22 protein-coding genes are annotated in these 23,025 nt (G+C 38.2%); 8 read left to right on the top strand and 14 right to left on the bottom strand.

Annotated features, from left to right (window positions below):
• The 6 genes from HJC33_RS16550 to gcvP form a co-directional block, all read right to left on the bottom strand.
• Positions 1 to 1,123: putative metal-binding motif-containing protein (locus HJC33_RS16550; protein WP_216366724.1), on the bottom strand; the 1,123-nt coding region annotated here is incomplete at its 3' end.
• A gap of 283 nt (positions 1,124 to 1,406) precedes the next feature.
• Entirely contained in the window at positions 1,407 to 1,859 is a 453-nt protein-coding gene (locus HJC33_RS16545; protein ID WP_171659954.1) for a hypothetical protein, read from the bottom strand.
• Positions 1,860 to 2,072: 213 nt separating this feature from the next.
• Positions 2,073 to 2,924 (bottom strand): glycosyltransferase family 2 protein, encoded by an 852-nt coding sequence (locus HJC33_RS16540; RefSeq protein WP_171659953.1) that lies wholly within the window; start codon positions 2,922 to 2,924, stop codon positions 2,073 to 2,075.
• Between the two features lie 3 nt (positions 2,925 to 2,927).
• Positions 2,928 to 3,446, bottom strand: coding sequence for a class I SAM-dependent methyltransferase (locus HJC33_RS16535; protein WP_171659952.1), 519 nt, complete (start codon positions 3,444 to 3,446; stop codon positions 2,928 to 2,930).
• On the bottom strand, positions 3,447 to 4,505 hold the full coding sequence (locus HJC33_RS16530) for a 3-oxoacyl-ACP synthase III family protein (protein WP_171659951.1): 1,059 nt from the start codon (positions 4,503 to 4,505) through the stop codon (positions 3,447 to 3,449).
• 164 nt (positions 4,506 to 4,669) lie between these two features.
• Positions 4,670 to 7,522 carry an aminomethyl-transferring glycine dehydrogenase gene (gcvP, locus tag HJC33_RS16525; RefSeq protein ID WP_171659960.1) on the bottom strand — a complete coding sequence of 951 codons (2,853 nt, stop codon included), beginning with the start codon at positions 7,520 to 7,522 and terminating at the stop codon, positions 4,670 to 4,672.
• 125 nt (positions 7,523 to 7,647) lie between these two features.
• Between gcvP and HJC33_RS16520 the strand changes: the two genes are divergently transcribed.
• Positions 7,648 to 8,472: a UbiA prenyltransferase family protein gene (locus HJC33_RS16520; RefSeq protein ID WP_171659950.1), complete on the top strand. Its 825-nt coding sequence runs from the start codon at positions 7,648 to 7,650 to the stop codon at positions 8,470 to 8,472.
• On the opposite strand, the gene HJC33_RS16515 is transcribed toward HJC33_RS16520, so the two are convergent.
• From HJC33_RS16515 to HJC33_RS16485, 7 genes are all read right to left on the bottom strand, one after another.
• Positions 8,469 to 8,699, bottom strand: a complete 231-nt coding sequence (locus HJC33_RS16515) for a hypothetical protein (protein ID WP_171659949.1) — start codon at positions 8,697 to 8,699, stop codon at positions 8,469 to 8,471. The two genes, HJC33_RS16520 and HJC33_RS16515, sit on opposite strands and share 4 nt — an antisense overlap.
• A gap of 2 nt (positions 8,700 to 8,701) precedes the next feature.
• Positions 8,702 to 9,256, bottom strand: a complete 555-nt coding sequence (locus HJC33_RS16510) for a sigma-70 family RNA polymerase sigma factor (RefSeq protein WP_171659948.1) — start codon at positions 9,254 to 9,256, stop codon at positions 8,702 to 8,704.
• Between the two features lie 149 nt (positions 9,257 to 9,405).
• Positions 9,406 to 11,436 carry a M3 family metallopeptidase gene (locus HJC33_RS16505; protein WP_171659947.1) on the bottom strand — a complete coding sequence of 677 codons (2,031 nt, stop codon included), beginning with the start codon at positions 11,434 to 11,436 and terminating at the stop codon, positions 9,406 to 9,408.
• A complete protein-coding gene (locus HJC33_RS16500) occupies positions 11,429 to 11,854 on the bottom strand; it encodes a hypothetical protein (protein WP_171659946.1) in 426 nt (141 codons plus the stop codon). Before HJC33_RS16500 ends, HJC33_RS16505 begins: the two co-directional genes overlap by 8 nt.
• A complete protein-coding gene (gene purE, locus HJC33_RS16495) occupies positions 11,851 to 12,342 on the bottom strand; it encodes a 5-(carboxyamino)imidazole ribonucleotide mutase (protein WP_171659945.1) in 492 nt (163 codons plus the stop codon). Before purE ends, HJC33_RS16500 begins: the two co-directional genes overlap by 4 nt.
• Before the next feature lies 1 nt (position 12,343).
• On the bottom strand, positions 12,344 to 13,648 hold the full coding sequence (locus tag HJC33_RS16490; protein WP_171659944.1) for a hypothetical protein: 1,305 nt from the start codon (positions 13,646 to 13,648) through the stop codon (positions 12,344 to 12,346).
• Between the two features lie 354 nt (positions 13,649 to 14,002).
• On the bottom strand, positions 14,003 to 15,160 hold the full coding sequence (locus HJC33_RS16485; RefSeq protein WP_171659943.1) for a 5-(carboxyamino)imidazole ribonucleotide synthase: 1,158 nt from the start codon (positions 15,158 to 15,160) through the stop codon (positions 14,003 to 14,005).
• Between the two features lie 116 nt (positions 15,161 to 15,276).
• Here HJC33_RS16485 and HJC33_RS16480 point away from each other — a divergent pair, with 116 nt between their 5' ends.
• The 7 genes from HJC33_RS16480 to HJC33_RS16450 all read left to right on the top strand — a co-directional run bounded on the left by HJC33_RS16480 (position 15,277) and on the right by HJC33_RS16450 (position 22,552).
• Complete coding sequence (locus tag HJC33_RS16480; protein ID WP_171659942.1) at positions 15,277 to 16,386, top strand: adenylate kinase; 1,110 nt, start codon at positions 15,277 to 15,279, stop codon at positions 16,384 to 16,386.
• Between the two features lie 41 nt (positions 16,387 to 16,427).
• Positions 16,428 to 17,429, top strand: coding sequence for a GTPase ObgE (gene obgE, locus HJC33_RS16475; protein WP_171659941.1), 1,002 nt, complete (start codon positions 16,428 to 16,430; stop codon positions 17,427 to 17,429).
• A gap of 63 nt (positions 17,430 to 17,492) precedes the next feature.
• A complete protein-coding gene (locus HJC33_RS16470) occupies positions 17,493 to 18,011 on the top strand; it encodes a DUF4136 domain-containing protein (RefSeq protein WP_171659940.1) in 519 nt (172 codons plus the stop codon).
• A gap of 165 nt (positions 18,012 to 18,176) precedes the next feature.
• Positions 18,177 to 20,201, top strand: a complete 2,025-nt coding sequence (locus HJC33_RS16465; protein WP_171659939.1) for a S9 family peptidase — start codon at positions 18,177 to 18,179, stop codon at positions 20,199 to 20,201.
• Positions 20,202 to 20,452: 251 nt separating this feature from the next.
• The gene (locus tag HJC33_RS16460) at positions 20,453 to 20,674 is read left to right on the top strand and encodes a hypothetical protein (RefSeq protein ID WP_171659938.1); all 222 of its coding nucleotides are present in this window, start codon (positions 20,453 to 20,455) and stop codon (positions 20,672 to 20,674) included.
• A 97-nt stretch (positions 20,675 to 20,771) separates the two neighbouring features.
• Entirely contained in the window at positions 20,772 to 21,830 is a 1,059-nt protein-coding gene (locus HJC33_RS16455) for a sensor histidine kinase (RefSeq protein ID WP_171659937.1), read from the top strand.
• Positions 21,827 to 22,552 carry a LytR/AlgR family response regulator transcription factor gene (locus tag HJC33_RS16450; RefSeq protein ID WP_171659936.1) on the top strand — a complete coding sequence of 242 codons (726 nt, stop codon included), beginning with the start codon at positions 21,827 to 21,829 and terminating at the stop codon, positions 22,550 to 22,552. Before HJC33_RS16455 ends, HJC33_RS16450 begins: the two co-directional genes overlap by 4 nt.
• 47 nt (positions 22,553 to 22,599) lie before the next feature.
• Here the strand turns inward: HJC33_RS16450 and HJC33_RS16445 are convergent, their stop codons facing one another.
• Complete coding sequence (locus HJC33_RS16445; protein ID WP_171659935.1) at positions 22,600 to 22,974, bottom strand: DoxX family membrane protein; 375 nt, start codon at positions 22,972 to 22,974, stop codon at positions 22,600 to 22,602.
• Positions 22,975 to 23,025: the final 51 nt, after the last annotated feature.

Below are 23,025 nucleotides of genomic sequence, written 5' to 3'. Positions count from 1 at the left end.
CATTGCCAAATCCGTCCCCATCCATGTCATCATCTGGAGTATTGGGGTCACAGTCATCATCGATGCCATTGTACGGTATCTCTGTTGCGCTAGGGTTCACTGCAGCATTGAAATCATCACAATCTAAGTTGCCAGGGGAACCATCTTCATCAAAATCAGCTATTCCAACACCGTAATGAAGGCTTATATATTTAGCGAGAGCAATGGCGCAAGATTGTGAAAATGCCTCTCTTACAGTTGGTCCCCCATTTATACGGATATTTTGGTCACATTCTATTTGGAAAGCATCAATTTCACTACTGTTCCAAGCTCCATGGGTAAACACATTGTATCCTCCATTAAAATAAGGATCGGTAAGCAGAGGAAAGGGATCATCTGGACTAGGTACAGCAGGGTATCCTTTTTGATATATAAGAGAACCGAAACTTAAAGGACCCCGAACCAACTCAGAATGACTTAGATTCAGTTCATTATCATTGACTAAATTTTTTATGCTGTTTTTGTTTGTTATTGCATTATTGTTTAAATCTGTATCTGATAGATTGAGATCAGTTTTGGTTAGGATATACCCTAACTCTATTCTTTTTTTCGTATGTGCGTGCCCATGAAAATCTATCAAAAGTCCTCTTCCAAAATCATTGATTATCGCAGTTTTTGCAGTTTCAATAAAATTCTGATAGTTTTTCCATGCCTCTTCACCGACGGGATGTTCATCAGCCCCTTCTCCAATTTCTCTATTGGCATCAAGTTTTTTGCGATGCAATAAATTAATCACCACATGAGGATGATAGCCTGTCTCTTGAAAAAAGTAATCAGCTATTCTTCTGCCTATTTCTTGTGTATAGGTGTCATTCCCGTAAATGCACCCTGCACAATTTCTATCGGGAATTGTTGCAGGCTCTAAAAGCCCGCCATGGGGTATTGAAATTATTATGGGATAAGTGCCAGGGATATATTCTATAAATCCTGTGTCGTCAAATTCACTTGCCCCTGGTGGTGTTTCTGCAAAAATGAAATGGAATTGGGTGAGTATGAAAAAGAAAATAGCTTTATAAATGCTCTTTTTGAAAAAAGATGATTTGTTGAAATCAGAAAAGTTTGCGTTGTAGTTTTCATTTTTCATAGCGACACTATTTTTGAACAGTATTTTTAGGTTAACCCATATGAAAACCTAAAAAATGCTTTGTTCTTAAAATTACTTGAGAGGAAAGTAAATGGAATGTCTAAGTTGATGAATAGGACTTTTGAATTAACAGATTCTTATCTTTTTTTTGGATAGTTCTTTTTTGAAAAAAAATAAACTTAATTTGATTGATTAATCGATTATAAGTATAGGAAAAAGAAACTAAAAATAGATGTATATATCTGACAATAAAGGATTTGATCCTTGTTAAGGATGCCAGTTCTTACATAAAGAAGAATGTTCTTAGGGAGAGCAAAGTTGTGATGGTCAAAAAGCCAATGATCAAATAATGGTACAGATTTAGGTTTTTTGCATCTTCAATTTGGAAAATGCTGTACAAGGCAAAAAAATCTACAAGGATCAATACTATAGAAATCAATAAAAAGATATGATTTATGGGGCCATTTAATCCGAAAAGAAAAACCAACATAATTCCAAAGACAACTATAAAACTGACAGAGAGACCACAGACAACGCCATACTTTTTACCTTGTATGAAACCGATTAGCGCAATTATGGAAAGAAGAGTTGTAAGAATAAATCCTTTGGCAGCCCATACAGTTTCCAAAGGACTTTGTGACCAAGGACTCCAAGCATTGCCATATGCAGTAATAAATATTGCTCCTAAAGACAGTATAGAAAATACAATTACAAAGAAAACAAAGCATGCAATCATAAGTTTAGAGTATTTTTTTGTTGAATTATGGACCATTTTATGCATCTCTAATAAAGTTGAAAAATGAGGAGGTAAAATTGTTTCGAACTGGCAAAACCCTTTGCAACATCTATTTTCACCAAGATTGTATTATAAAAATACCTTAACAGTTAAGAAGTCTAGCTGTACAATTGACAAAACAGGATTTTCAATTGAGAAAAACAATCTGGGACTTTATTTTCCAGCTAATTTAGACCAGATTCCTTTCCACCGAAACTTTCTTATGAAATCACCTTCCTTTTTGTTTACATAACGAGGTGCATTACCAATAAGAGCTTTGAAGTAACCTAGAATAGTTTGGAAGTACAGAAAAGGATTTTTGGCCTGCCAGGCCATTTTTAGTGCGGCGATTTTGGCAAGTGCTATACCGTAACGCATTTTGTAAAGGGCTTCTCCTTTTGCTTGATAATTTTTGGTGTTGTAGCCATGCCCCGTAGGTCTGAGGTGTTTGACATGCAATTCTGGAATAGTCAGGGTTTCAAAATCATAAAATTGGGACAATAGCACATCAACAGTGTCCCAACCAACACCTGGCCTTAGTCCTCCAATTTTATTGAAGCATGCTTTATGATAAAGTTTTATTGGACCTCGAATGTGTGCTTTCTCCGCAATATTTTCATAACCCCATGTGTCTCCTTTTTTGATGTAGAGCAGTCCGGAACACATCCCTAATTTCCAGTTGGACTGAAAGTTGTTCAGCATAGTTTCGAAGTAATTTGGAGGAAGGATAATATCTGCATCAAATTTTCCAATCAAATCATAGGAGGAAGCATGTTTCAATCCAAAATTGAAGGCGTCTACTACTTTTTTTCCGGGAATGTGTTCATCTGATGACTTTCGTTGGACAATTTTGATCCAAGGATAATTTTGGGCATATTTAGAAGCAATTGCAAATGTATTGTCCGTTGAATGGTCATCCACAATAATAATTTCATCTGGAAGATGCGTTTGCGCAACAAAGGAATCCAAGCAGTCTTTTAAATAGATTGCTTCATTATGTGCGGGAATGACGATGCTGGTTCGCATAGGCTATCGCTCTGCGTAAACAATATAGTACCTGGGAGTAAAATATCGCAATAAAGGTCTAAAACCAATTTTCTTGGTGGGATTGGTCCATTTTGCGGTATCCTTGATGGTCCAGCCTGCTTTTTCCAAGAGCCAATCAAACTGCCAGTCCTCAAATTCGTGATAGTGCCTGTCCCATGGGTCGGTCTTGCTTCTATAAGCTGATGAAAACCATAATCGCATTGGGATGCTGGCCACCAGTTTTTTGGATTTGATTTCTTTGAGCACATTGAATGGCGCCACAAGATGTTCAAAAATTTCAAAGGCGGTGACCACGTCAGCATCTGATTGAAAAATGGAGTTGAATTCCAAATCCAAATCCTCACCTTCGGTATTTGTAACATGATATCCGTTGGATTTCATGATATCAGAAAAAGGATTTTCCACCCCTAAATCCAAAATTGATTCTTGAGGAGTTATGTGTTTTTGTAAAAACGCCAAAGTATGTTTGTAGCGTTTATTGGGAAAGTTGTTTTCGTACATCTAGCATCTATAAACAATGGCGTTGATGTTCATTCCGGCACCAACACTTGCAAAGATAACAACATCTCCTTGTTTTACTTGATGATTGGGCAATTCCCCTCTCAAAACCAAATCATATAAAGTGGGAACCGTGGCTACAGAGCTGTTTCCCAATTTGTGGATGCTCATGGGCATGATGTCCTTAGGAACCTCCTTGTTATAAAGCCGATAAAATCTATTGATAATGGCCTCATCCATCTTTTCATTAGCTTGATGGATAAATATTTTTTTTACGTCATCAATACTTACGCCACTTTCGTCCAAACAGGTTGCCATGGCCTTTGGAACATTGATACAGGCAAATTCATAGATTTTTCTACCATGCATTTTGATGTACCTTGTATCTGGACATTCTTCACTATTATGGCTTTTATCAAAAAATAGATAAAAAGCTTCGCCATTTGCATAAGTTACAGATGCGTGGCCCAAAATTTCTCCTGAACCTGTATTTGCTTCCAGGATAGTAGCACCGGCCCCATCTGAAAAAATCATACTGTCCCTATCATGTTGGTCTACAACTCTTGAAAGGGTTTCACCACCTATGACCAAACATTTATTGGCCATACCACTTTTTATATAAGCTGTAGCCTGAATCATTCCTTCAATCCAACCGGGACATCCAAAGATAAGGTCGTAGGCAACACATTTGGGGTTTTTGATCTGTAAGAGATGTTTCACGCGAGTGGCCAAACTAGGTAGTGTGTCACCCTGAATTTTACCTTTGGTAAGATCTCCAAAATTATGGGCGAAGATGATATAGCCCAATTCTTCCTGATCTATTCCTGCATCTTCAATAGCCTTTTGAGCGGCAAGGTAACCCAAGTCTGATGTATTCAGTTCGGCTTCGGCATATCTCCTTTCTGCAATTCCGGTAATTGCTTTGAACTTTTCAATAATGATTGAATTGTTATTCCCAAAAGAAACTCCATCTTCTGCCAAAAACTCGTGTTCTAGAAAGTCTTCGTTTTTTGTGATTATGGACGGAATATAGCTGCCCGTACCCGTGATGCCTATTTTCATATAGAGGTTTTTCAGAATAAAAGGTAGCAAGGAGATACTTGTTTATTATGCGTGCATAATAAATAGTATGATGTCCAAACCTGAATTTTATTGCCTAAACACTCAGTCGTAAATCAAATTGATAAATAATTCGGGGCCATTCATCAATGTTTACAGCATGTGCGCTACATTTCTGCGTATGCCTCAATGGGAGTGCATGTGCAGATTAAATTACGATCCCCAAAAGCTTCATCTGTTCTTCTAATGCTGGGCCAAAACTTATTTTCAGAGACATAGGGCAATGGAAATGCTGCCTTTTGTCTGCTGTACGGGTAATCCCAGCTATCATTTGTGACCATTTCCAAAGTATGTGGCGCATTTTTGAGAACGTTGTTCGAATCTTCGGAGTGTACTTCATCAATTTCTGTACGGATGGAAATCATCGCATCACAAAACCTATCCAATTCGGCTAAACTTTCACTTTCAGTAGGTTCAATCATTAGTGTGCCAGCCACTGGGAAAGAGACTGTTGGGGCATGAAAACCATAATCCATAAGTCTTTTGGCTATGTCAATTACTTCAATGCCATTAGTTTTAAATGGCCTACAGTCAATAATCATTTCATGGGCCGCTCTTCCTTTTTCACCTGAATAAAGTACATCAAATTTGCCCTTAAGTCGGTCTTTGATATAATTTGCATTCAGAATGGCCATTTTAGTTGATTCTGTTAGCCCTTTTGAGCCGAGCATTTTAATATATCCATAGGATATAAGGCATACCAAAGCACTTCCCCATGGTGCGGAAGAAATTGCTGTGATAGCATTTTCACCTCCGGTTTCCACAACTGGATTAGTGGGTAAAAATGGTTTTAGTTGTTCGGCAACACAAATAGGTCCCACTCCTGGGCCACCACCTCCATGTGGAATGGCAAAGGTTTTATGTAGGTTGAGATGGCATACATCCGCACCAATCGTAGCAGGATTGGTCAATCCTACTTGGGCGTTCATGTTGGCTCCATCCATATAGACTTGACCACCATGTTCATGAATAAGCTTGGTAATATGAATGATGGATGATTCAAAAACGCCATGTGTTGATGGGTAGGTAACCATCAGTGCAGCTAAATTATCAGCATGTAGCTTTACTTTTTCTTCCAAATCAGCAACATCAATATTGCCTTTGTCATCTGTTTTGGTGACCACCACTTTCATCCCTGCCATTACTGCTGAAGCAGGATTGGTGCCATGTGCAGAAGCTGGAATGATACAGATATTCCGATGTCCTTCACCTCGGGATTTGTGGTAAGCGCGAATAGTCATCAATCCGGCATATTCTCCTTGGGCTCCCGAATTTGGCTGTAAAGATGTGGCTGCGAATCCGGTAATCTCATTCAATTGCGATTCTAAGGATTGAAGCATTTCTTGATAACCTTCTACTTGATTTAGTGGAACAAAAGGGTGAATGTTTCCCCAATTGGGCCAGCTTAATGGAAGCATCTCGGAAGCAGCGTTCAATTTCATAGTGCAACTTCCCAAAGAAATCATGGAGTGGTTCAATGCCAAATCCTTGCGTTCCAGTTTTTTGATGTAACGCATCAATTCTGTTTCAGAATGATAGGTATTGAACACCTCATGTTCCAAAAAGGGAGTTTGTCGTTGTAGAGGTCTCGGAATAATTTCTTCAGCGTATACAGTAAATGAAGAGTCGGTTTTAGGTTCTGTTGACTTGGCAAAACAAGACATCAAAAGTTTAAGGTCTAGTTCAGTGACAGCTTCGTTCAGTGAGACGGATACTGTTTGAGTATCAATGTAATTAAGATTGATACCTTGATTTTTAGTAAGTTCACGTAGTTTGTTTGTATTGGAGACCTTAATCTTAATAGTGTCAAAATAGGCACTATTAAGTTGTTTGTGTCCCATTTCTTCAACACTTTTGGCTAGTATTCTGGTATAGGCATGAACTTTATTGGCTATATATTTGAGACCTTCAGGGCCATGATAAACAGCATACATGCCCGCCATGACCGCTAACAAGACTTGAGCGGTACAAATATTGGATGTGGCTTTATCTCTTTTAATGTGCTGTTCCCGAGTCTGCAGGGCCATTCTCAACGCTGGATTACCATCTGTATCTTTGGTAACTCCAATGATTCTTCCGGGAATATTTCTTTTATAGTCTTCTTTAGTTGCGAAAAATGCAGCGTGTGGACCTCCGTAGCCCAATGGAATTCCAAATCGTTGTGAGGTACCCACTACAACATCAACGCCCCACTCACCTGGAGGTGTAAGCAATACCAAGCTTAAAATATCAGCAGCTACGGCCACTTTGATTTCATTGGCCTTGGCTTTTTGAACAAATTCACTATAGTCATAAACCTGGCCGTATTTTCCTGGATATTGGAGAATTGCACCATAGAATTCCTTTGCAAAGTCAAAATCTTCGTGGTTGCCAATGACCAATTCAATCCCAAGAGGTTCGGAACGGGTTTTAAGTAGGCTCAAAGTTTGAGGGAGTATTTCTTCGGACACAAAAAACTTGTTTGTTCCTTCTTTTTTTTGTTGTCTGGAACGAACATCAAAAAGCATGGTCATAGCCTCTGCAGCTGCAGTACTTTCATCTAAAAGAGATGCGTTTGCCAATTCCATTCCAGTAAGTTCGCTCACCATGGTCTGGAAGTTGAGCAAGGCTTCCAATCTTCCTTGCGCAATCTCAGCTTGATATGGTGTATAGGCGGTATACCATCCTGGATTTTCAAGAATATTTCTTTTGATTACAGATGGTGTTAGGGATTCATGGTAACCTAATCCAATATAAGTTTTAAATACCTTGTTCTTTTGGGAAAGTTCGTGGACATGGTTCAAAAACTCATGTTCACTAATCCCTTCAGGAAGATGAAGTGGTTTTTTAAGTTTTATGTCATCTGGAATGGTCTCATAAATCAACTGTTCCAAATTTTCAACCCCAATGGTTTTCAACATTTTGGGAAGGTCCCTGTCCGTAATGCCAATATGTCTGGCAGCAAACACATCTGTATTCATGTTCAATCCAATAAAGTGCACAAAATTAGGGATTAATTCAATGAAAATAGTCAATTTTGAAGTGTCCTGAACTAAAGTTGTTAACCAAAAATTAACCTTAGGAGTAAGTAGGGCACTTTTGTTTAATGAGGACGCTGAAGTTTATTTTTGATTTTTATCTAGATGCCAGTATTCATGTGGCATTGGCGGTGGTTGCCCTAACTTGTGCGACCTGCTATCTGTTGAACATTCCATGGGACTTTTTGCTATTGGGCTTTATTTTTTTTAGCACAATAGTCTGCTATAATTTCATTAAATATGGAGTTGAGGCACATAAATACATCATAGTTTCCAATACCTATCATAAAAGTATACAACTGTTTAGCTTTTTATCATTCGGGGCGGCTGTATGCTGTTTGGTGAATTTGGATAAGCAAGTTTGGATGGCAACAGCACTTTTAGGTCTTTTATCAACATTTTATGCTGTCCCTTTGTTGCCACATGCAAAAAACCTGAGAAGTTTGGCAGGATTCAAAGTGTATGTTGTAGCCTTGGTCTGGACCGGGTTTACGGTGTTGTTGCCTGTGCTAAGTGAAAGTCTTAAATTGGAATGGGATGTTTGGCTACTTATGTTCCAACGTTTTGTTTTAGTGTTGATTCTCATGTTGCCCTTTGAAATTAGGGATTTGCAGTGGGATGATAAGCATTTGAAAACACTGCCTCAGGTTTTAGGAATAAGACAAACAAAGCGTTTAGGGCTGTTATTGGTGTTATTGTTCTTCGTATTGACTTTTTTGAAGGATGAAATCCATCAATCTGAAATTATTATGAGATTGGTTCTCGGAGTTGTTTTGGTTTTGGCGTTATTTTTGCATAGGAATGAAAAATCTAAATATTTTGCATCCTTTTGGGTTGAAGGCATCCCTATTGTATGGTTGGGATTGTTTTGGCTAGAATTGAAGGTGTTTTAGAGGTGCTTTTCCAAATCCTTTTTCATGGATTCTTTTTCCCTTTCAGAGAGGACATTCAAATTTGCATTATCGCACAGTGAGGTCAAAGCCTTGTTGCGCTTGGAAAACTTCGCACACGTCTTACAGTATAAAATATGTATGCGAAGTTTTAGGATTTCCCAAAAACTAGCTTCCTTATACTGTGATTTAGTACAAATATGTGCAGCATCCTCGCATGAAATCTTCATAGTTAAAACCAATTTTCATTTAAACAACCCATAAGAGCTGTCCTTGCCCTGTGTATCATTACCCACAAGTTGGACGGGTTAATTCCCAAATCATTACAAATATCTTCTGTTGACATTCCTTGAACGGTCTTCATTTTAAAGACCTGCGATTGTTTTTGCGGCAGTTTTGAAATACAGTCCTGAATCGCTGAGCCCAACTCTTCATTTTCAAGGACATTATCGCCATCTTTACTAAAAGGGTCTGCAACTTGTTCTTCGAGCCAATCGCCTTCAGCATCGGAATCGGTATTGTAATTGATGCGAACTTCAGCTTTTCCTTTTTTGGAATTGATTTTACGGTAATAATCAATCACCTTTCTTTTTAAAATAGCAATGAGCCATGTGCGTTCGGCGGCATCTCCTTTATAATTTTTTGCGGAATTAAGTCCAGCATAAAAAGTTTCTTGCACCAGGTCCTTGGCTATTTCAGCATCACTTACTCGTGCCACGGCATAGTTGAACAAGTAATCTGCATATAAATCTACCCATTTATTAGGATGAAGTTCGTGTAATGCCATATCTATCAAAGAAGTACCAAATGTAATGGATTTTAGTTAATGAATTTCTGGTTTTTCCATTACAAACGACTTCAAAAAGTATCACGAAAATATCATGGGTTTCGACTTTAGAGAAAGATTAACAGTTTAGTTGTGCATAAAAAAAGGAATTATCCAGCTTTCCTGAGTAACCCAGCCCTTTCCAATAAAGCTTCAATTTTTGGTTCAACTCCTCTAAATCGTTTGTAAAGTACCATAGGGTTCTCTGTGCCTCCTTTGGAGAGCACATGCTCCTTGAACTTATTGGCGATTTCTTTATTGAATATCCCATTTTCCTTAAAATAGGCAAATGCATCGGCATCCAGGACTTCTGCCCATTTATAACTGTAATACCCAGATGAATATCCTCCTTGAAAAATATGTGAAAATGCAGTGCTCATACAAGTTTCTGGAGTTTCAGGGAATAGGTTGGTCCCTTCAAAAGCTTTGGTTTCATAAGCTTTTACATCTTTAATTTGATTTGGGTTTTTGCCGTGCCACGCCATATCCAAGAATCCGAAGCTCAATTGGCGAAGCGTGGCCATCCCTTCTTGAAAGGTGGCAGATTCTTTTATTTTTTGAATCAACTCCATGGGAATCAACTCGCCAGTTTCATAGTGGAAGGCAAAAAGTTCCAAGGCTTCTTTTTCATAACACCAATTTTCCATGACTTGACTTGGCAATTCCACAAAATCCCAATAGACAGAAGTGCCGGAAAGCCCCGGGTAGGTGGTGTTGGCCAACATTCCATGAAGACCATGCCCAAATTCATGAAATAGGGTGGTAACTTCATTAAAAGTGAGTAATGAAGGTTTGGTGGCCGTAGGTTTGGTGAAATTGCATACGTTGGATACATGCGGCCTACTATTTTTCCCATTTAAAATGTATTGCGATTTGTAGGATGTCATCCAAGCTCCCCCGCGCTTACCGGGTCTAGGATGAAAATCAGCATAGAACAAGGAAACCAAGTTGCTTGATTCGTCATACACTTCATAGGTTTTTACTTCCTCATGATACTTATCCACATCAAAAACCTCTTTGAAAGTGAGTCCAAACAACTTTTCTGCCACCTTAAAAACCCCTGAAATCACATTTTCGAGTTTAAAGTAGGGCTTTAGTTTTTCGTCATCCAAATTGAAAAGCTTTTGCTTTAGTTTTTCAGAATAATAAGCACTGTCCCATTTTTCAAGTTGGTGAATATTGTCTAATTGTTTGGCAAAGGATTCCAGATCTGCAAACTCTTTTTCTGCTGCTGGTTTGGCTTTTTCCAAGAGCTCATTAAGAAAATCAAGCACCTTTTGGGGAGTTTCTGCCATGCGTTCTTCTAAGACAAAATGGGCATGGGTTTCGTAGCCCAATAAATTAGCTCGCTCATGACGAAGCTTCACAATGTGAAGCACGTTTTCCTGATTGTCCAGTTCATCTTGATGAAAACCTTTGCTGCCAAAAGCCATGGAGAGTTTTTTGCGCAATTCTCGGTTTTCAGCATATTTCATAAAAGGAATGTAGCTAGGATAGTCCAAAGTAATCAGCCATCCATCCTTGTTTTTTGATTTTGCCAATTGGGCAGCAGCTTCCTTGACTCCTTCAGGTACCCCTTTTAAGTCCTCTTCATTGGTTAAAAGGAGCTCATATTTATTGGTTTCGGCCAAAACGTTTTCTCCAAACTTGAGTTTTAATTGAGAAAGTTCAGCATCTATTTCCCGGAGTCGCTTTTTATCTTCCTCGTTAAGGGTAGCACCATTCCTGCTGAATCTCTTGTACCGTTTTTCCAATAATGTCTCTTGCTCTGGAGTAAGGTTTAAATTCTCTTTTCGTTCATAGACGGACTTGACCCGTTTAAAAAGATCTTTATTGAGAATGATATCATTGCCAAATTCAGACAAAAGAGGAGAAACTTCTTGGGCTATTTTTTGAATTTCCTCATTGGTTTCTGCAGCATTTAGATTGAAGAAAATACTGGAAATCCGATCTAACTGCCGCCCTGAAAAATCCAACGCTTCTAAAGTGTTGGCGAAAGTGGGTGATTCAGAGTTTTGGGCAATTTCATCAATTTCTTTTTTGGCTTCTTCAATCGCTTGAAGAAAAGCAGGCTTGAAGTGCTCGTTTTTAATTTGCGAAAAAGGGGCCTTATTAAAAGGTTTCAACAATGGATTATTCATGGATTTCTTTCTGCTTTAATTTTTTGAGTTTAAAATGAGTTACTACCAAATCCGATACCAAAAATGCAAAAGATACAGCTGAAGATAGAATTGCAACAGTTAAAAAAGCGAAGCCCCTTGCTGTATTTTTAGTGACTCTGTTCATGGCTTTGATGGCATCATCAGTGTACTCATATAAGTCAACAAAACCATTTTGGTCCAAATCAAAACTCTTGGCATGTTGTTTTAAACTATACCATCTGATTTCAACGGCGATTAAAATAATGGCATACAGGGCAAATAATAAACGGGCACTTCGACAGACACTTTTCCCATAGGGATTTTCCACTTTTTTTTGAACAAAAAAAATGATGACAACAGCAAAAGACCCTAATAAAATACCTATTTCATTGTAGTTTAACATAAAACTGGTAATCAAGACTTGCTTTTAACCTCTTCTGCTCCTTTGATTACTTTTTCTTTGAGACCTTGCTTGTAGACTTCAATTTTGTCCAGCACACATTTGTCTGAACTACCGATGATTTGTGCAGCTAGTATTCCGGCATTTTTCGCACCATTTAGCGCAACAGTTGCCACAGGAACGCCACCGGGCATCTGCAAAATGGAAAGTACGGAATCCCAACCGTCAATGGAGTTGCTACTTTTTACAGGAACGCCAATCACTGGAAGAGGAGATAAAGAAGCCACCATACCGGGAAGGTGGGCAGCACCGCCAGCTCCAGCAACTATAACTGAAAAACCATTTTTGTGTGCATTTTTGCCAAAATCAAACAGTTTTTCAGGAGTTCTGTGGGCTGAGACAATATCCACTTCCACTTCAATGTCAAATCCACGTAAAATATCGATGGCATCTTGCATAACGGGAAGATCACTGGTGCTTCCCATAATAACGGCTACTTTGCTCATGTTAATTAAATTTTCTAATATAATAGATGTTTTCCCTTCTGTCTAGGTAGCCCAAGTAATAATCTGAGTCTATCTGAAATTTCGTTTTCCAACTTATTTTCCTACGTGCTTTTTCATCATAGATTTCATTAAATAGGTCTTCCATTTTTTGATAGGGGTCTTCGAAATCACTAAGGTCTAAATCAAAATTTTGTTTGTCCAAATAAAAATAAAGTGATTCATCCCTAACAAACGTATAATTTCCGAACATCATGCCCATTGTCAAACCGCCTACAGCTCCGAAACTACCAGGCATTGTCATAGGTGCTCCATTGGTTTTTTTATACCCGCCCAACATCAATAGAAAAGATTGGTCACTATCTAAAGCTCTCAGCCCTATCTTGTTGCCGCCCTTCATGATTTTTTGTAATCGTTTTTGCACGCTTTCCTTATTGCTTTCCGAAGGGTGAATGTCAATATTATGTTTTGTTACCAAATTTTGGTTTAACAAGATGTTTCGTTGTTCGAGATACGGAGAGTTTCTGTGAAATGAAAAAACACTGGTGGATTTATTCGAATCCAAGTTGTAAAGTTTTACAAAAACCTTCTTTTTGTCGCCTTTTAATAAAAAAAGCAAGTTGTCTAAGATAAAAGAGTTTGTTTTTATTCCAGAAAGATTTTCTCCGAAATCAGTTTTGGATATTTGCCTTATTGTGGTTTTAGAATCTTTTTGGTTGATTTCGATGAGATTTGTATACTCATTATTTGAATCAAGTGTAATAAGAAGTTTTTCATCTGATAAGTATATCTTGTCACTATGTGTAATCACTTCGTTTAGATTGGGAGAGTGTCTTTTGACCAATTTCAAATAGGCATTATGGGACGCATAGTTTAGCAGGGAATCTTTTATAGTGCCATTTGAATAAACCACTCTCTTCGGAAACTCATCTTGTTTTGTTCCATTTTTGTAATAATCACTTTTACCTAAGTCAATTATATGTGTTTCATAATTGAGATTAATATCCAGCACATGAAATTTAAGCTTTCTCGTATTTTTTATTTGAGCTAATATGTAAAACTTACCATCATGACTGTAGTTAACAAGATAGTCTTCTCTTTCCAGCTTAAAGTCCAAAGGTTTCTCAACTATTTTTTCACTTTCAAAGTCATAAATAAGTCCAAAAAACTTTTTTCTTGAATTGTTGCTGAATATGTATCCAACTTTATTTTCGGCTTGATAACTTTCAATGAAATTGACATGACTTTGCTTTTGTTTTAGGATTTTATTTGCAAACTTTTTCTTCATGTTCAGGTCATACTGGACCATTGAGATTTGGTTTGCCTGTAAAAAGCTTAAGACAAAATTGTCTTTTGATTTAACAAAAGAAATTTCGCCTTCATATTGAGGAAGAAGAATTTGTTCTGAAGACAAAATTTCCTGTCCGTAACTTAATTGAATTAGTATAAGGAATATTGAAATCAGTTTAATTCTCAACAAATTAAATTTAGGAGTGCTAATCATCTCTTTTTCTGCTATAGGCCACAAGGTTTTTCAAAACAACTGTTGAAACCATCAGGACATACAGTCTCTGTACAACCTTCTTCTTTAGAGCATGAATTTAATAACACCAAAAACAATAAGAAGGGAATAATCAAAATCTTTCTCATGAAATTCAGGAACTTACTCTTTGCTTACTACCTTAATGGTTTCCTTTACTTTTTGAGCCACTTGCCTAGCTCTTGTCATATCTTCATCCACAATGGTCACATGTCCCATTTTACGGAACGGACGTGTTTGTTTTTTTCCATAAATATGAGGGGTGACGCCTTCCATTCCTAAAATTGCGTCTAAGTTTTCATAGACCACATCTCCGGTATGACCTTCGGCACCTACCAAATTTACCATTATTCCGGCCACTTTGCTGTCCGTTTTGCCCAAGGGTAGATTCAAAATGGCTCTAATATGTTGTTCAAATTGATTGGTGTAGCTGGCCTCTATACTGTAATGCCCGCTATTATGGGGTCTTGGGGCCACTTCATTTACCAAAATTTCATCATCTTGGGTTTGAAAGAGTTCAACTGCAAGTAGTCCCACATGTTCCAAGTGCTCGGAGACTTTTAAGGCAACCTCAATAGCTTTTTGGGCCACAGTGGTATCAATACGTGCCGGGCATATCACATATTCCACTTGATTGGCTTCAGGATGAAACTCCATTTCCACCACGGGATAGGTTTTTACCGCTCCATTGGGATTTCTAGCCACAATTACGGCCAATTCGTTTTTAAAATCTACCATTTGTTCGGCGATACACTCCACGTTGGGCAACTCCTTTAAATCATCTATTGTTCTGACCACTTTTACCCCTTGACCATCGTAACCAAATTGTGCGCTTTTCCAAACAAAGGGCAATTGAAGTCCGCCATTGGATATGCTGTCTTCAATTTCTGAAGTGTAGGCAAACCTTGAAAAAGGTGCGGTTGGGATATTGTTATCCGTATAAAACAACTTTTGCGTAGCCTTGTTCTGGATAATTTTTAACGCCTTGGTAGGAGGGTAAACGGTTATTCCTTCATGCTCCAGTTTTTCAAGGGCTTCAACATTTACATTTTCAATTTCAATGGTCAAAACATCCAAGTCCTTGCCAAAATTGTAAACAGCATCAAAATCCATAAGACTTGCTTGGACAAATTCATTGCACGAAATGCGACAAGGAGCTTCTGGAGAAGCGTCCATGACTTTGGTGTAGATGTCCCATTTTCGGGTTTCATATAGCAACATTTTGCCCAGTTGACCACCTCCTAAAATACCGAATTTAAAATTGGAAGAAAAGAATTGCATTGACCTGCGAATTGGAATGAATGCAAAAATACGTGAATTCCACGAGGCTATGAAAATCTAAAGCCAATGCACCCCTAAAAATGTTATCTTTGCCAACCCGTTAAAAGGATAATACGTTGATAAAGCTTCACGACAAGTTTTTTGAACCCTACCTCAAAGAGGAACAAATCCAAGGGGCCATTGCAAAGATGGCTGCGGATATTGCCAAGGATTACAAGGACGAAATTCCCATTTTTGTGGGAGTGCTCAATGGGGCTTTTATGTTTGTTTCCGATTTTTTAAAGGCTTATCAATATCCGTGTCAGGTTTCTTTTGTGCGATTGAGTTCCTATCAAGGACTTACTTCTACTGGGATTGTTGAGACACTTTTAGATGTTTCTGATGATATCGAAGGGAAAAGTGTCATCATTCTGGAAGATGTTATCGATACCGGTAGGACCTTGAAGAAATTGGTGGACCTCTTCTCCAATACCAATGTAAAAGAATTCAAAATAGCTTCTTTGTTTTATAAATCTGAAGTTTACAATGGAGAGTATTCCATTGACTATGTCGGGCTTGAAATCCCCAACAGTTTTATTGTGGGATATGGTTTGGACTATAACGAATTGGGGCGGAACTTGAAAGAAGTATACCAGCTAAAACAACAAAATATGATCAATCTAGTGCTTTTTGGAAAGCCAGGAGCAGGAAAAGGAACCCAAGCAGGGTTTTTGAAGGAAAAATACAATCTCAAACATATTTCAACGGGAGATGTGTTTCGATATAACATTAAAAATGGAACTGAACTGGGCAACTTGGCCAAATCCTATATTGATCGTGGAGATTTGGTGCCCGATGAGGTCACCATTGATATGTTAAAAGCAGAGGTTGAAAAAAATCCAGAAGCTGCTGGTTTCATTTTTGATGGTTTTCCACGTACAGAAGCTCAGGCTGAAGCATTGGATAATTTTTTAGAGTCCAAGGATATGACCGTTAATGCAACTATTGCCTTGGAAGCGGATGATGACATTCTTGTAGCTCGATTGTTGGAGCGAGGAAAAGAGAGTGGACGTTCAGATGACCAAGATGAAAGTAAGATTCGTAACCGTTTTGATGAATACAACCAAAAAACTGCTCCTTTGAAAGCGTATTACGAAAAACAAGGGAAATTTCATTCTGTTGATGGAATTGGTGAAATCGCTGAAATCACTGAACGATTGAGTAAAGTGATAGATTCGTTGGGATAACCCCTGCACTCTTGCCAAACTAATAATAAAAATCCAAGAAAATGACCGAGGGTAATTTTGTGGATTATGTAAAAGTGCATGTTGCTTCCGGAAATGGAGGTAAAGGCTCTGTGCATTTACATCGTGAAAAATATATTGCCAAAGGTGGACCGGATGGTGGTGACGGTGGTCGCGGGGGTCATGTGATCATCAAAGGAAACAAAAACCTTTGGACCTTGGTGCATTACAGATTCAAAAAGCATTTTAAAGCAGGTCATGGAGAGCATGGCAGTAAGAACAGAAGTACTGGTGCAGATGGTCAGGATATATATTTGGAGGTGCCTTTGGGGACTGTGGTTAGAGATACTGCAACCAATGCCGTTTTGTTTGAAATCACGGAAGACCAAGAAGAAAAAATAATACTCGAAGGAGGAAAAGGAGGCCGCGGTAACTGGCATTTCAAAAGCCCAACCAACCAAACCCCTAGGTATGCACAACCGGGTATTCCTGGTCAGGAAACTCAGGTTACTCTCGAACTCAAAGTTTTGGCAGATGTCGGCTTAGTAGGCTTCCCCAATGCAGGAAAATCAACATTGTTGTCAGTAATAACCTCTGCAAAACCAAAGATTGCTGACTATGAGTTTACTACGCTCAAACCTAATTTAGGAATTGTGGAGTACCGCGATTTCAAGAGTTTTGTAATGGCAGATATTCCTGGAATTATTGAAGGAGCAGCTGAAGGAAAAGGTTTGGGCCATTATTTTTTACGTCATATTGAACGCAATGCTACATTACTTTTTTTAATACCAGCAGATAGCAATGATATCAGCCAAGAATACAATATCCTTTTGGATGAGTTAAGACGATATAATGCTGAACTCTTGGATAAGAACAGGCTGGTGGTTATTTCCAAATGTGATATGCTGGATGCTGAGCTCATTGAAGAAATGAATCAAGAACTTCAAGAGGATTTTAAAGATGTCCCCTATCATTTTATCTCCTCGGTGAGTGGTTTGGGGATTATGGAACTCAAAGACAAACTTTGGGCGCTTTTGAACGAATAACCATTCGTATTTCTCTTTGTAAACCAAATATTGAGTAAATTTAAGGTAGTCCAAATTATTCTCATGCGATACCTTTTTGCCATTGCAATTATTAGTTTATTGGCCTCTTGCGGTTCCGTAAGGGTAAACTATGATTATGACAGGGGAACTGACTTTTCAAATTATACTACCTACAACTATTTTTCTGATATAGAGTCGGGTTTGAGTCAATTGGATGAAAGAAGGTTAGTTCGTATTTTGGATTCAACCCTGCAATCCAAGGGCTATAAATTGGCAGAGGAGCCGGATTTTTTCATTAACATCCTTAGTAGTGAATTTAGAAATGCACCCAATAATGCTATAGGCGTAGGTGTTGGAGGAACGGGGCGTAATGTTGGCGGTGGTGTTTCGGTTGGGATTCCCTTGGGGAGTTCAGGAATACAACGCCAGATTCAGTTTGATTTTGTAGATTCTCAAAAGGATGCCTTGTTCTGGCAAGCTGTCAGTGAAAGTGGATATCGAGACAATGCCTCGCCAAGTGTGAGGGAAGCACGATTGGCTGCTATTGTTAAAAAGGTTTTTGCCAAGTTTCCGCCCGAATAGAAATATCTTCCGGAGGGTTGCCCTATTTTACCACTTATCATATTTTCAGATAGGTAAGCTGTTTTCATTAGTAGATTTAACAGTTTCAAGATGTAACAAACTGGAACAAAACCAGTCTAATTTTGAAACGCTACAATTTTTCAATCAAAAACTAATGAAAACACTATGAAAACAACACAAAAATTTAAAATGTTTTGTGGCATGGCCCTATTGTCTTTTTTGGGAACGGCCACTTTTGCTCAGGATAAACCTGGAGATCCTGCGTTGGTCAGCTCCGACGAAGAGTTAATGGCCCTAGCAGCTTTGGATGAAGGCGATTATCGATATACGGTTGAAGACTATTTTGCTAACCCGAAGGTTTTTACTTTTCGATTTTCACCTGATGGAAAATATCTGTCATACCGGGAGCGCGATGCAAATGGAAAGCAGCACATTTTTGTTAAAAACTTGACTACGGGTGAAGCAAAAATGGCCATTGAGGAAAAAGACGAATTGGTGAGAGGATATGGCTGGCTGAATAACCAAAGGTTATATTATGTGATGGATAAAGGAGGCAATGAAAATTATCACATTTATGCCGTTAATCTTGATGGAGGGGAATCCATAGATTTGACACCCTTTGATGGGGTACGAGCTCAATTTACTGAGTTGCTTCGTGAGGACAAGGACCACATTATCGTTTCCATGAACAAAAACAACCCACAGGTTTTTGAGCCTTACAAGGTAAACCATAAAACAGGGGAGTTGTCCCAGCTCTATTCTAACGATGACCCAGCCAACCCCATTTTTGGATATAATTTTGATAAGGATGGCAATCTTAAATCCTTTACAAGAATTAGAGATGGCGTAGAGCAAGATATTTATTACGAAGATGGAGAAGGAGGTTACAAATTGCTCAAAAGCTTGAATTGGAAAGATAATTTTGTGATTCAGGAATTTAACTATGGAACTCCTAATCCAAATGATGCCTACGTAGTTTCCAATTTGGAGAGTGATAAAGCGGAAATACAGCTTTACGATTTGAAAGAGAATAAAATGATTGAAAAAGTCTTTGCCAATGACAGCTATGATGTTCAAGGAATGGGATTGGCAAGAACAAGAAACTATGAAGTGGATTATTTCTCTTATGAGGGTGAAAAAAGTATAATGGTTCCTGTGAGCGTTCCATATAAGGCTTTGGATGCTGCAATGAAGAAGGACCTGCCCGGTAAGCAGTACAGGGTATTGGATACTTCAGAAGATGAGAATCTTTTTATGGTGTATGTGGATAGTGACCGCTTGTACGGAGTCTACTATGCTTATGACGTGGCAAAAAATGAACTTAAAGAACTTTATAACACCATGCCTCAGTTGAAAGAAGAGGATATGTCAGAAATGCGTCCAATTACCTTTAAAAGTAGAGATGGAATCACTTTGCATGGCTATATCACCCTGCCAAAAGCTGCTTTGGCTGGAGAAAAGGTTCCAGTAATCGTGAATCCGCATGGAGGGCCACAAGGTATTAGGGACTCTTGGGGTTTTAATTCTGAAGCACAACTCTTTGCAAGTAGAGGCTACGCCACTTTACAGGTGAATTTTAGAATCTCCGGAGGTTATGGAAGGGAATTCTTGGAATCAGGGTTTAAAGAAATCGGCAGAAAGGCCATGGATGATGTGGAAGATGGATTAAAATATGTTATTGATCAAGGCTGGGTGGATGCAGACAGAGCAGCTATTTATGGAGGAAGCCATGGAGGGTATGCAGTACTTCGCGGTTTAACCAAGACTCCAGATCTATATGCTTGTGGAGTGGATTATGTTGGGGTATCCAACTTGTTCACCTTTATGAAGACCATTCCTCCATACTGGAAACCTTACCTAAAAATCATTAAAGAAATATGGTATGATGAGGACGTTCCAGAGGAAAAAGTCATTATGGAAGAAGTATCTCCGGTGAACCATGTGGATAAAATCAAAAAACCATTATTTGTGGTTCAGGGAGCAAATGACCCCAGAGTAAATATTGATGAATCAGATCAGATAGTGAGCGCTTTGAGAGCCAAAGGTGTAGATGTTCCCTATATGGTCAAATATGACGAAGGGCATGGTTTTGGTAAGGAAGAGAACAGACTGGAACTCTACAAGGCCATGATGGGCTTTTACGCAAAACATTTAGGTAAACAGGAAATACTTAAGCCTTTGAAGGATTAAGGTAATGCAATGATATTCAATAAGAAAAGGAGCCATATGGCTCCTTTTTTGTTACCTAATATATATAATATTTGTCCATACCGTTCACCAATTCCATTTTACCGCTGGTCATAATTCACTTCATAAACAAATGGATGTCAACTACTTTAGCAGTATAAACTAAAAGACCAAGCGTTATGATCACTTTAGCAAAACTGGTAATTACTTTAATCATTGAAATTTTTATTTAACCAAAATAAAGGACTTTAAGTATGAGAAGATTGAACACCTCCCAGAAAATCATTTTAACATTGGGCATTCTAGGTTTTATAGTTGCTGTTTATGGTAGATTCAATGGTTGGGAGTACAACGATTATTTTACACTTTTCTACACCAGCACTTCTTTTATGTGGATTGCGTTTTTGGATACCAAACAAAAATGTCATAATCCCTTCAAAAGAAAGAAGACTAATAAAGCTTTAAAAGAGACATGATCATAAACTAGCAAAATACCTTTTTGTTTGACAGTACCGACCATGATACCAAACCTGTCATCAAAAAGGTATATTTGAAAAACCAATTAAAAAACCATTGGAACTAAGTAAAAAGAAGAACAATTATATCTTTTGGGGCCTTCAATTTTTGGGTTGGGGATTCATCAACCTGCTTTCCATTTTTGCCTTAAAAGGCGTGAGTGTTGAATTTTTGGTGTATTCCATTGTTTTGGGAACTGCTATCGGGATTTTCTCCACTTCAGTGCTTCGGTGGTATCTCAAAAGTAACATCCAGTTTGAGGGTTTTGGACTTAAGGAATTTTTAAAAATTCTGGTTTCTTTTATAATGACCGCTGTTTTGTTTGGGGGATTAAACATACTCTTTGGGTTTGTTTATGTCAAATTTGGGCCGAGCTTGACGGATTCTGAGCTGAAGATTTTCAGGATGTACGACAATGTTTGGATTCAAGTATTAAATTCATTGTTTTTGATTGGAGCTTGGGTGGTTACCTATCTGGTCATTAAACTCTTGCTCAAACTGAACAAAGAGCGGATTGAAAGGTTGGAATTGAACACCCATCTAAAGCAAGCCCAGTTAAATACGTTGAAAGGACAGATTAATCCACATTTTATGTTCAATAGTCTCAACAACATTAGAGGGCTTATGTTGGAAGATGTGGAAAAATCTAGGGAAATGCTTACCAAGCTCTCTGAAATATTGCGCTATTCCCTCACTAAGAACAATAGCAATGCAATTGCTGTTAAAGAAGAATTAGAGGTAGTGGACAATTATATAGACTTGTCCAAGATACAGTTTGAGGATAGGTTGCAATTCATCAAAAATGTAGATAAGGAAACTTTGGATGTACAGATTCCACCCATGATTATTCAATTGTTGATCGAGAATGCTGCCAAGCATGGTATTTCAAACCTTAAAAATGGTGGAAAAATAGTTTTGAAGATTCAAAAAATGGAAGGGGAGTTGCGCATTGAGGTTCGAAATACAGGAAAATTGAAAATAGCAAAAAACTCCACACAATTAGGAGTAAAAAATATTAAACAGCGACTGAAATTATTATACACAGATGAGGCCTCCTTTACGTTGAAAGAATTTGAAGATGAGGTTGTGGCCGAGGTTAAAATTCCATTGGCATGAAAATAAGAGCTGTCATAGTAGAAGATTCAAGATTGGCACGTAATGAGCTCAAAGAGCTCATAAAAAAGCATGTTGAAATTGAACTTGTAGGTGAGGCCGAAAATGTGGACAATGGATATGAATTGATTCAAAAAGCTAACCCGGATTTACTTTTTTTGGATATCAACATGCCGGAGAAGGATGGTTTTGAGCTCTTGGAAATGCTTGATGAGGTGCCAATTACGGTTTTTACTACAGCATTTGATGAATACGCCATAAAATCGTTTGAGTACAATGCCTTGGACTATTTGTTGAAACCTGTAAGTGAGAAGAGATTTGCCATGGCTTTGGAAAAGGTAACGGCCCAGTTGGAAGCAAATCAGGAACAATCATCCAAAACCAAGAAATTAGTAGAAAGCAGTCAGATTTTCATTAAGGACGGGGAGTCTTGTTGGTTGGTAAAGATTGGTAATATTTCGCAGTTTGAAATAGTTGGAAATTATACCCGGGTGTTCTTCAATGGAGAAAAACCCTTACTTTATAAATCACTCAATCAAGTAGAGGAAAAATTACCTTCCGAGACTTTTTTCAGGGCCAACCGACAGCAAATAGTGAATACCAATTTTATTGAGAACGTTGTGCCTTGGTTCAATGGAAAGCTCAAGCTAAAAATGAAGAATGGGGAAGAGGTGGAAGTGTCCAGAAGACAGTCCTATATTTTCAAGGACAAAATGAGTTTATAATCAAAAAACGAACAAAAAAGACCTTCTTTAGAAGGTCTTTTTTTACACTAGGCCCTTAAAATATCTTTATAACGGTCTTTGTACCCGAAAAGGGCGGCAATATTAAGAATAAGTAAGCCCAGGGCAGGCCCAATACCTTCTGGAGCTAAGGTAGCATGAAAAAAGGCAACGTTCACTGAAACACTCATTAAAATCACAGCCATTAGAGCTCCAAATTTATTAACGATGAGGGCAAGGCCCGCGACTACCTCTACAACGGCAACTAAGGTCATTGTATGGGTTGATGACAAAGCACCAAAATAGCCCATTACGTTTTCGGGCATCTCACCCATGGGGATGAAATGAAAAAATTTGTTGAGTCCAAATATGAGCACAAACAATCCGAGTAGAATACGGATGACCATAAAAACTTTTGAATTCATAAGGTTAATTTTTACTGGTTAAGCAATAAAAATAACCAAAAATTATCAATA

Origin of the sequence: Flagellimonas amphidinii, from assembly GCF_013090115.1 — a bacterium.
GTDB lineage: Bacteria > Bacteroidota > Bacteroidia > Flavobacteriales > Flavobacteriaceae > Flagellimonas > Flagellimonas amphidinii.
This window is presented reverse-complemented; position numbering and strand designations above follow the sequence as displayed.

Coding starts and splice junctions, on each gene's coding strand:
- HJC33_RS16545 (WP_171659954.1), bottom strand. CDS start 1,859: ATGATTGCATGCTTTGTTTTCTTTGTAATTGTATTTTCTATACTGTCT.
- HJC33_RS16540 (WP_171659953.1), bottom strand. CDS start 2,924: ATGCGAACCAGCATCGTCATTCCCGCACATAATGAAGCAATCTATTTA.
- HJC33_RS16535 (WP_171659952.1), bottom strand. CDS start 3,446: ATGTACGAAAACAACTTTCCCAATAAACGCTACAAACATACTTTGGCG.
- HJC33_RS16530 (WP_171659951.1), bottom strand. CDS start 4,505: ATGAAAATAGGCATCACGGGTACGGGCAGCTATATTCCGTCCATAATC.
- gcvP (WP_171659960.1), bottom strand. CDS start 7,522: ATGAATACAGATGTGTTTGCTGCCAGACATATTGGCATTACGGACAGG.
- HJC33_RS16520 (WP_171659950.1), top strand. CDS start 7,648: ATGAGGACGCTGAAGTTTATTTTTGATTTTTATCTAGATGCCAGTATT.
- HJC33_RS16515 (WP_171659949.1), bottom strand. CDS start 8,699: ATGAAGATTTCATGCGAGGATGCTGCACATATTTGTACTAAATCACAG.
- HJC33_RS16510 (WP_171659948.1), bottom strand. CDS start 9,256: ATGGCATTACACGAACTTCATCCTAATAAATGGGTAGATTTATATGCA.
- HJC33_RS16505 (WP_171659947.1), bottom strand. CDS start 11,436: ATGAATAATCCATTGTTGAAACCTTTTAATAAGGCCCCTTTTTCGCAA.
- purE (WP_171659945.1), bottom strand. CDS start 12,342: ATGAGCAAAGTAGCCGTTATTATGGGAAGCACCAGTGATCTTCCCGTT.
- HJC33_RS16490 (WP_171659944.1), bottom strand. CDS start 13,648: ATGGTCCAGTATGACCTGAACATGAAGAAAAAGTTTGCAAATAAAATC.
- HJC33_RS16485 (WP_171659943.1), bottom strand. CDS start 15,160: ATGCAATTCTTTTCTTCCAATTTTAAATTCGGTATTTTAGGAGGTGGT.
- obgE (WP_171659941.1), top strand. CDS start 16,428: ATGACCGAGGGTAATTTTGTGGATTATGTAAAAGTGCATGTTGCTTCC.
- HJC33_RS16470 (WP_171659940.1), top strand. CDS start 17,493: ATGCGATACCTTTTTGCCATTGCAATTATTAGTTTATTGGCCTCTTGC.
- HJC33_RS16465 (WP_171659939.1), top strand. CDS start 18,177: ATGAAAACAACACAAAAATTTAAAATGTTTTGTGGCATGGCCCTATTG.
- HJC33_RS16460 (WP_171659938.1), top strand. CDS start 20,453: ATGAGAAGATTGAACACCTCCCAGAAAATCATTTTAACATTGGGCATT.
- HJC33_RS16450 (WP_171659936.1), top strand. CDS start 21,827: ATGAAAATAAGAGCTGTCATAGTAGAAGATTCAAGATTGGCACGTAAT.
- HJC33_RS16445 (WP_171659935.1), bottom strand. CDS start 22,974: ATGAATTCAAAAGTTTTTATGGTCATCCGTATTCTACTCGGATTGTTT.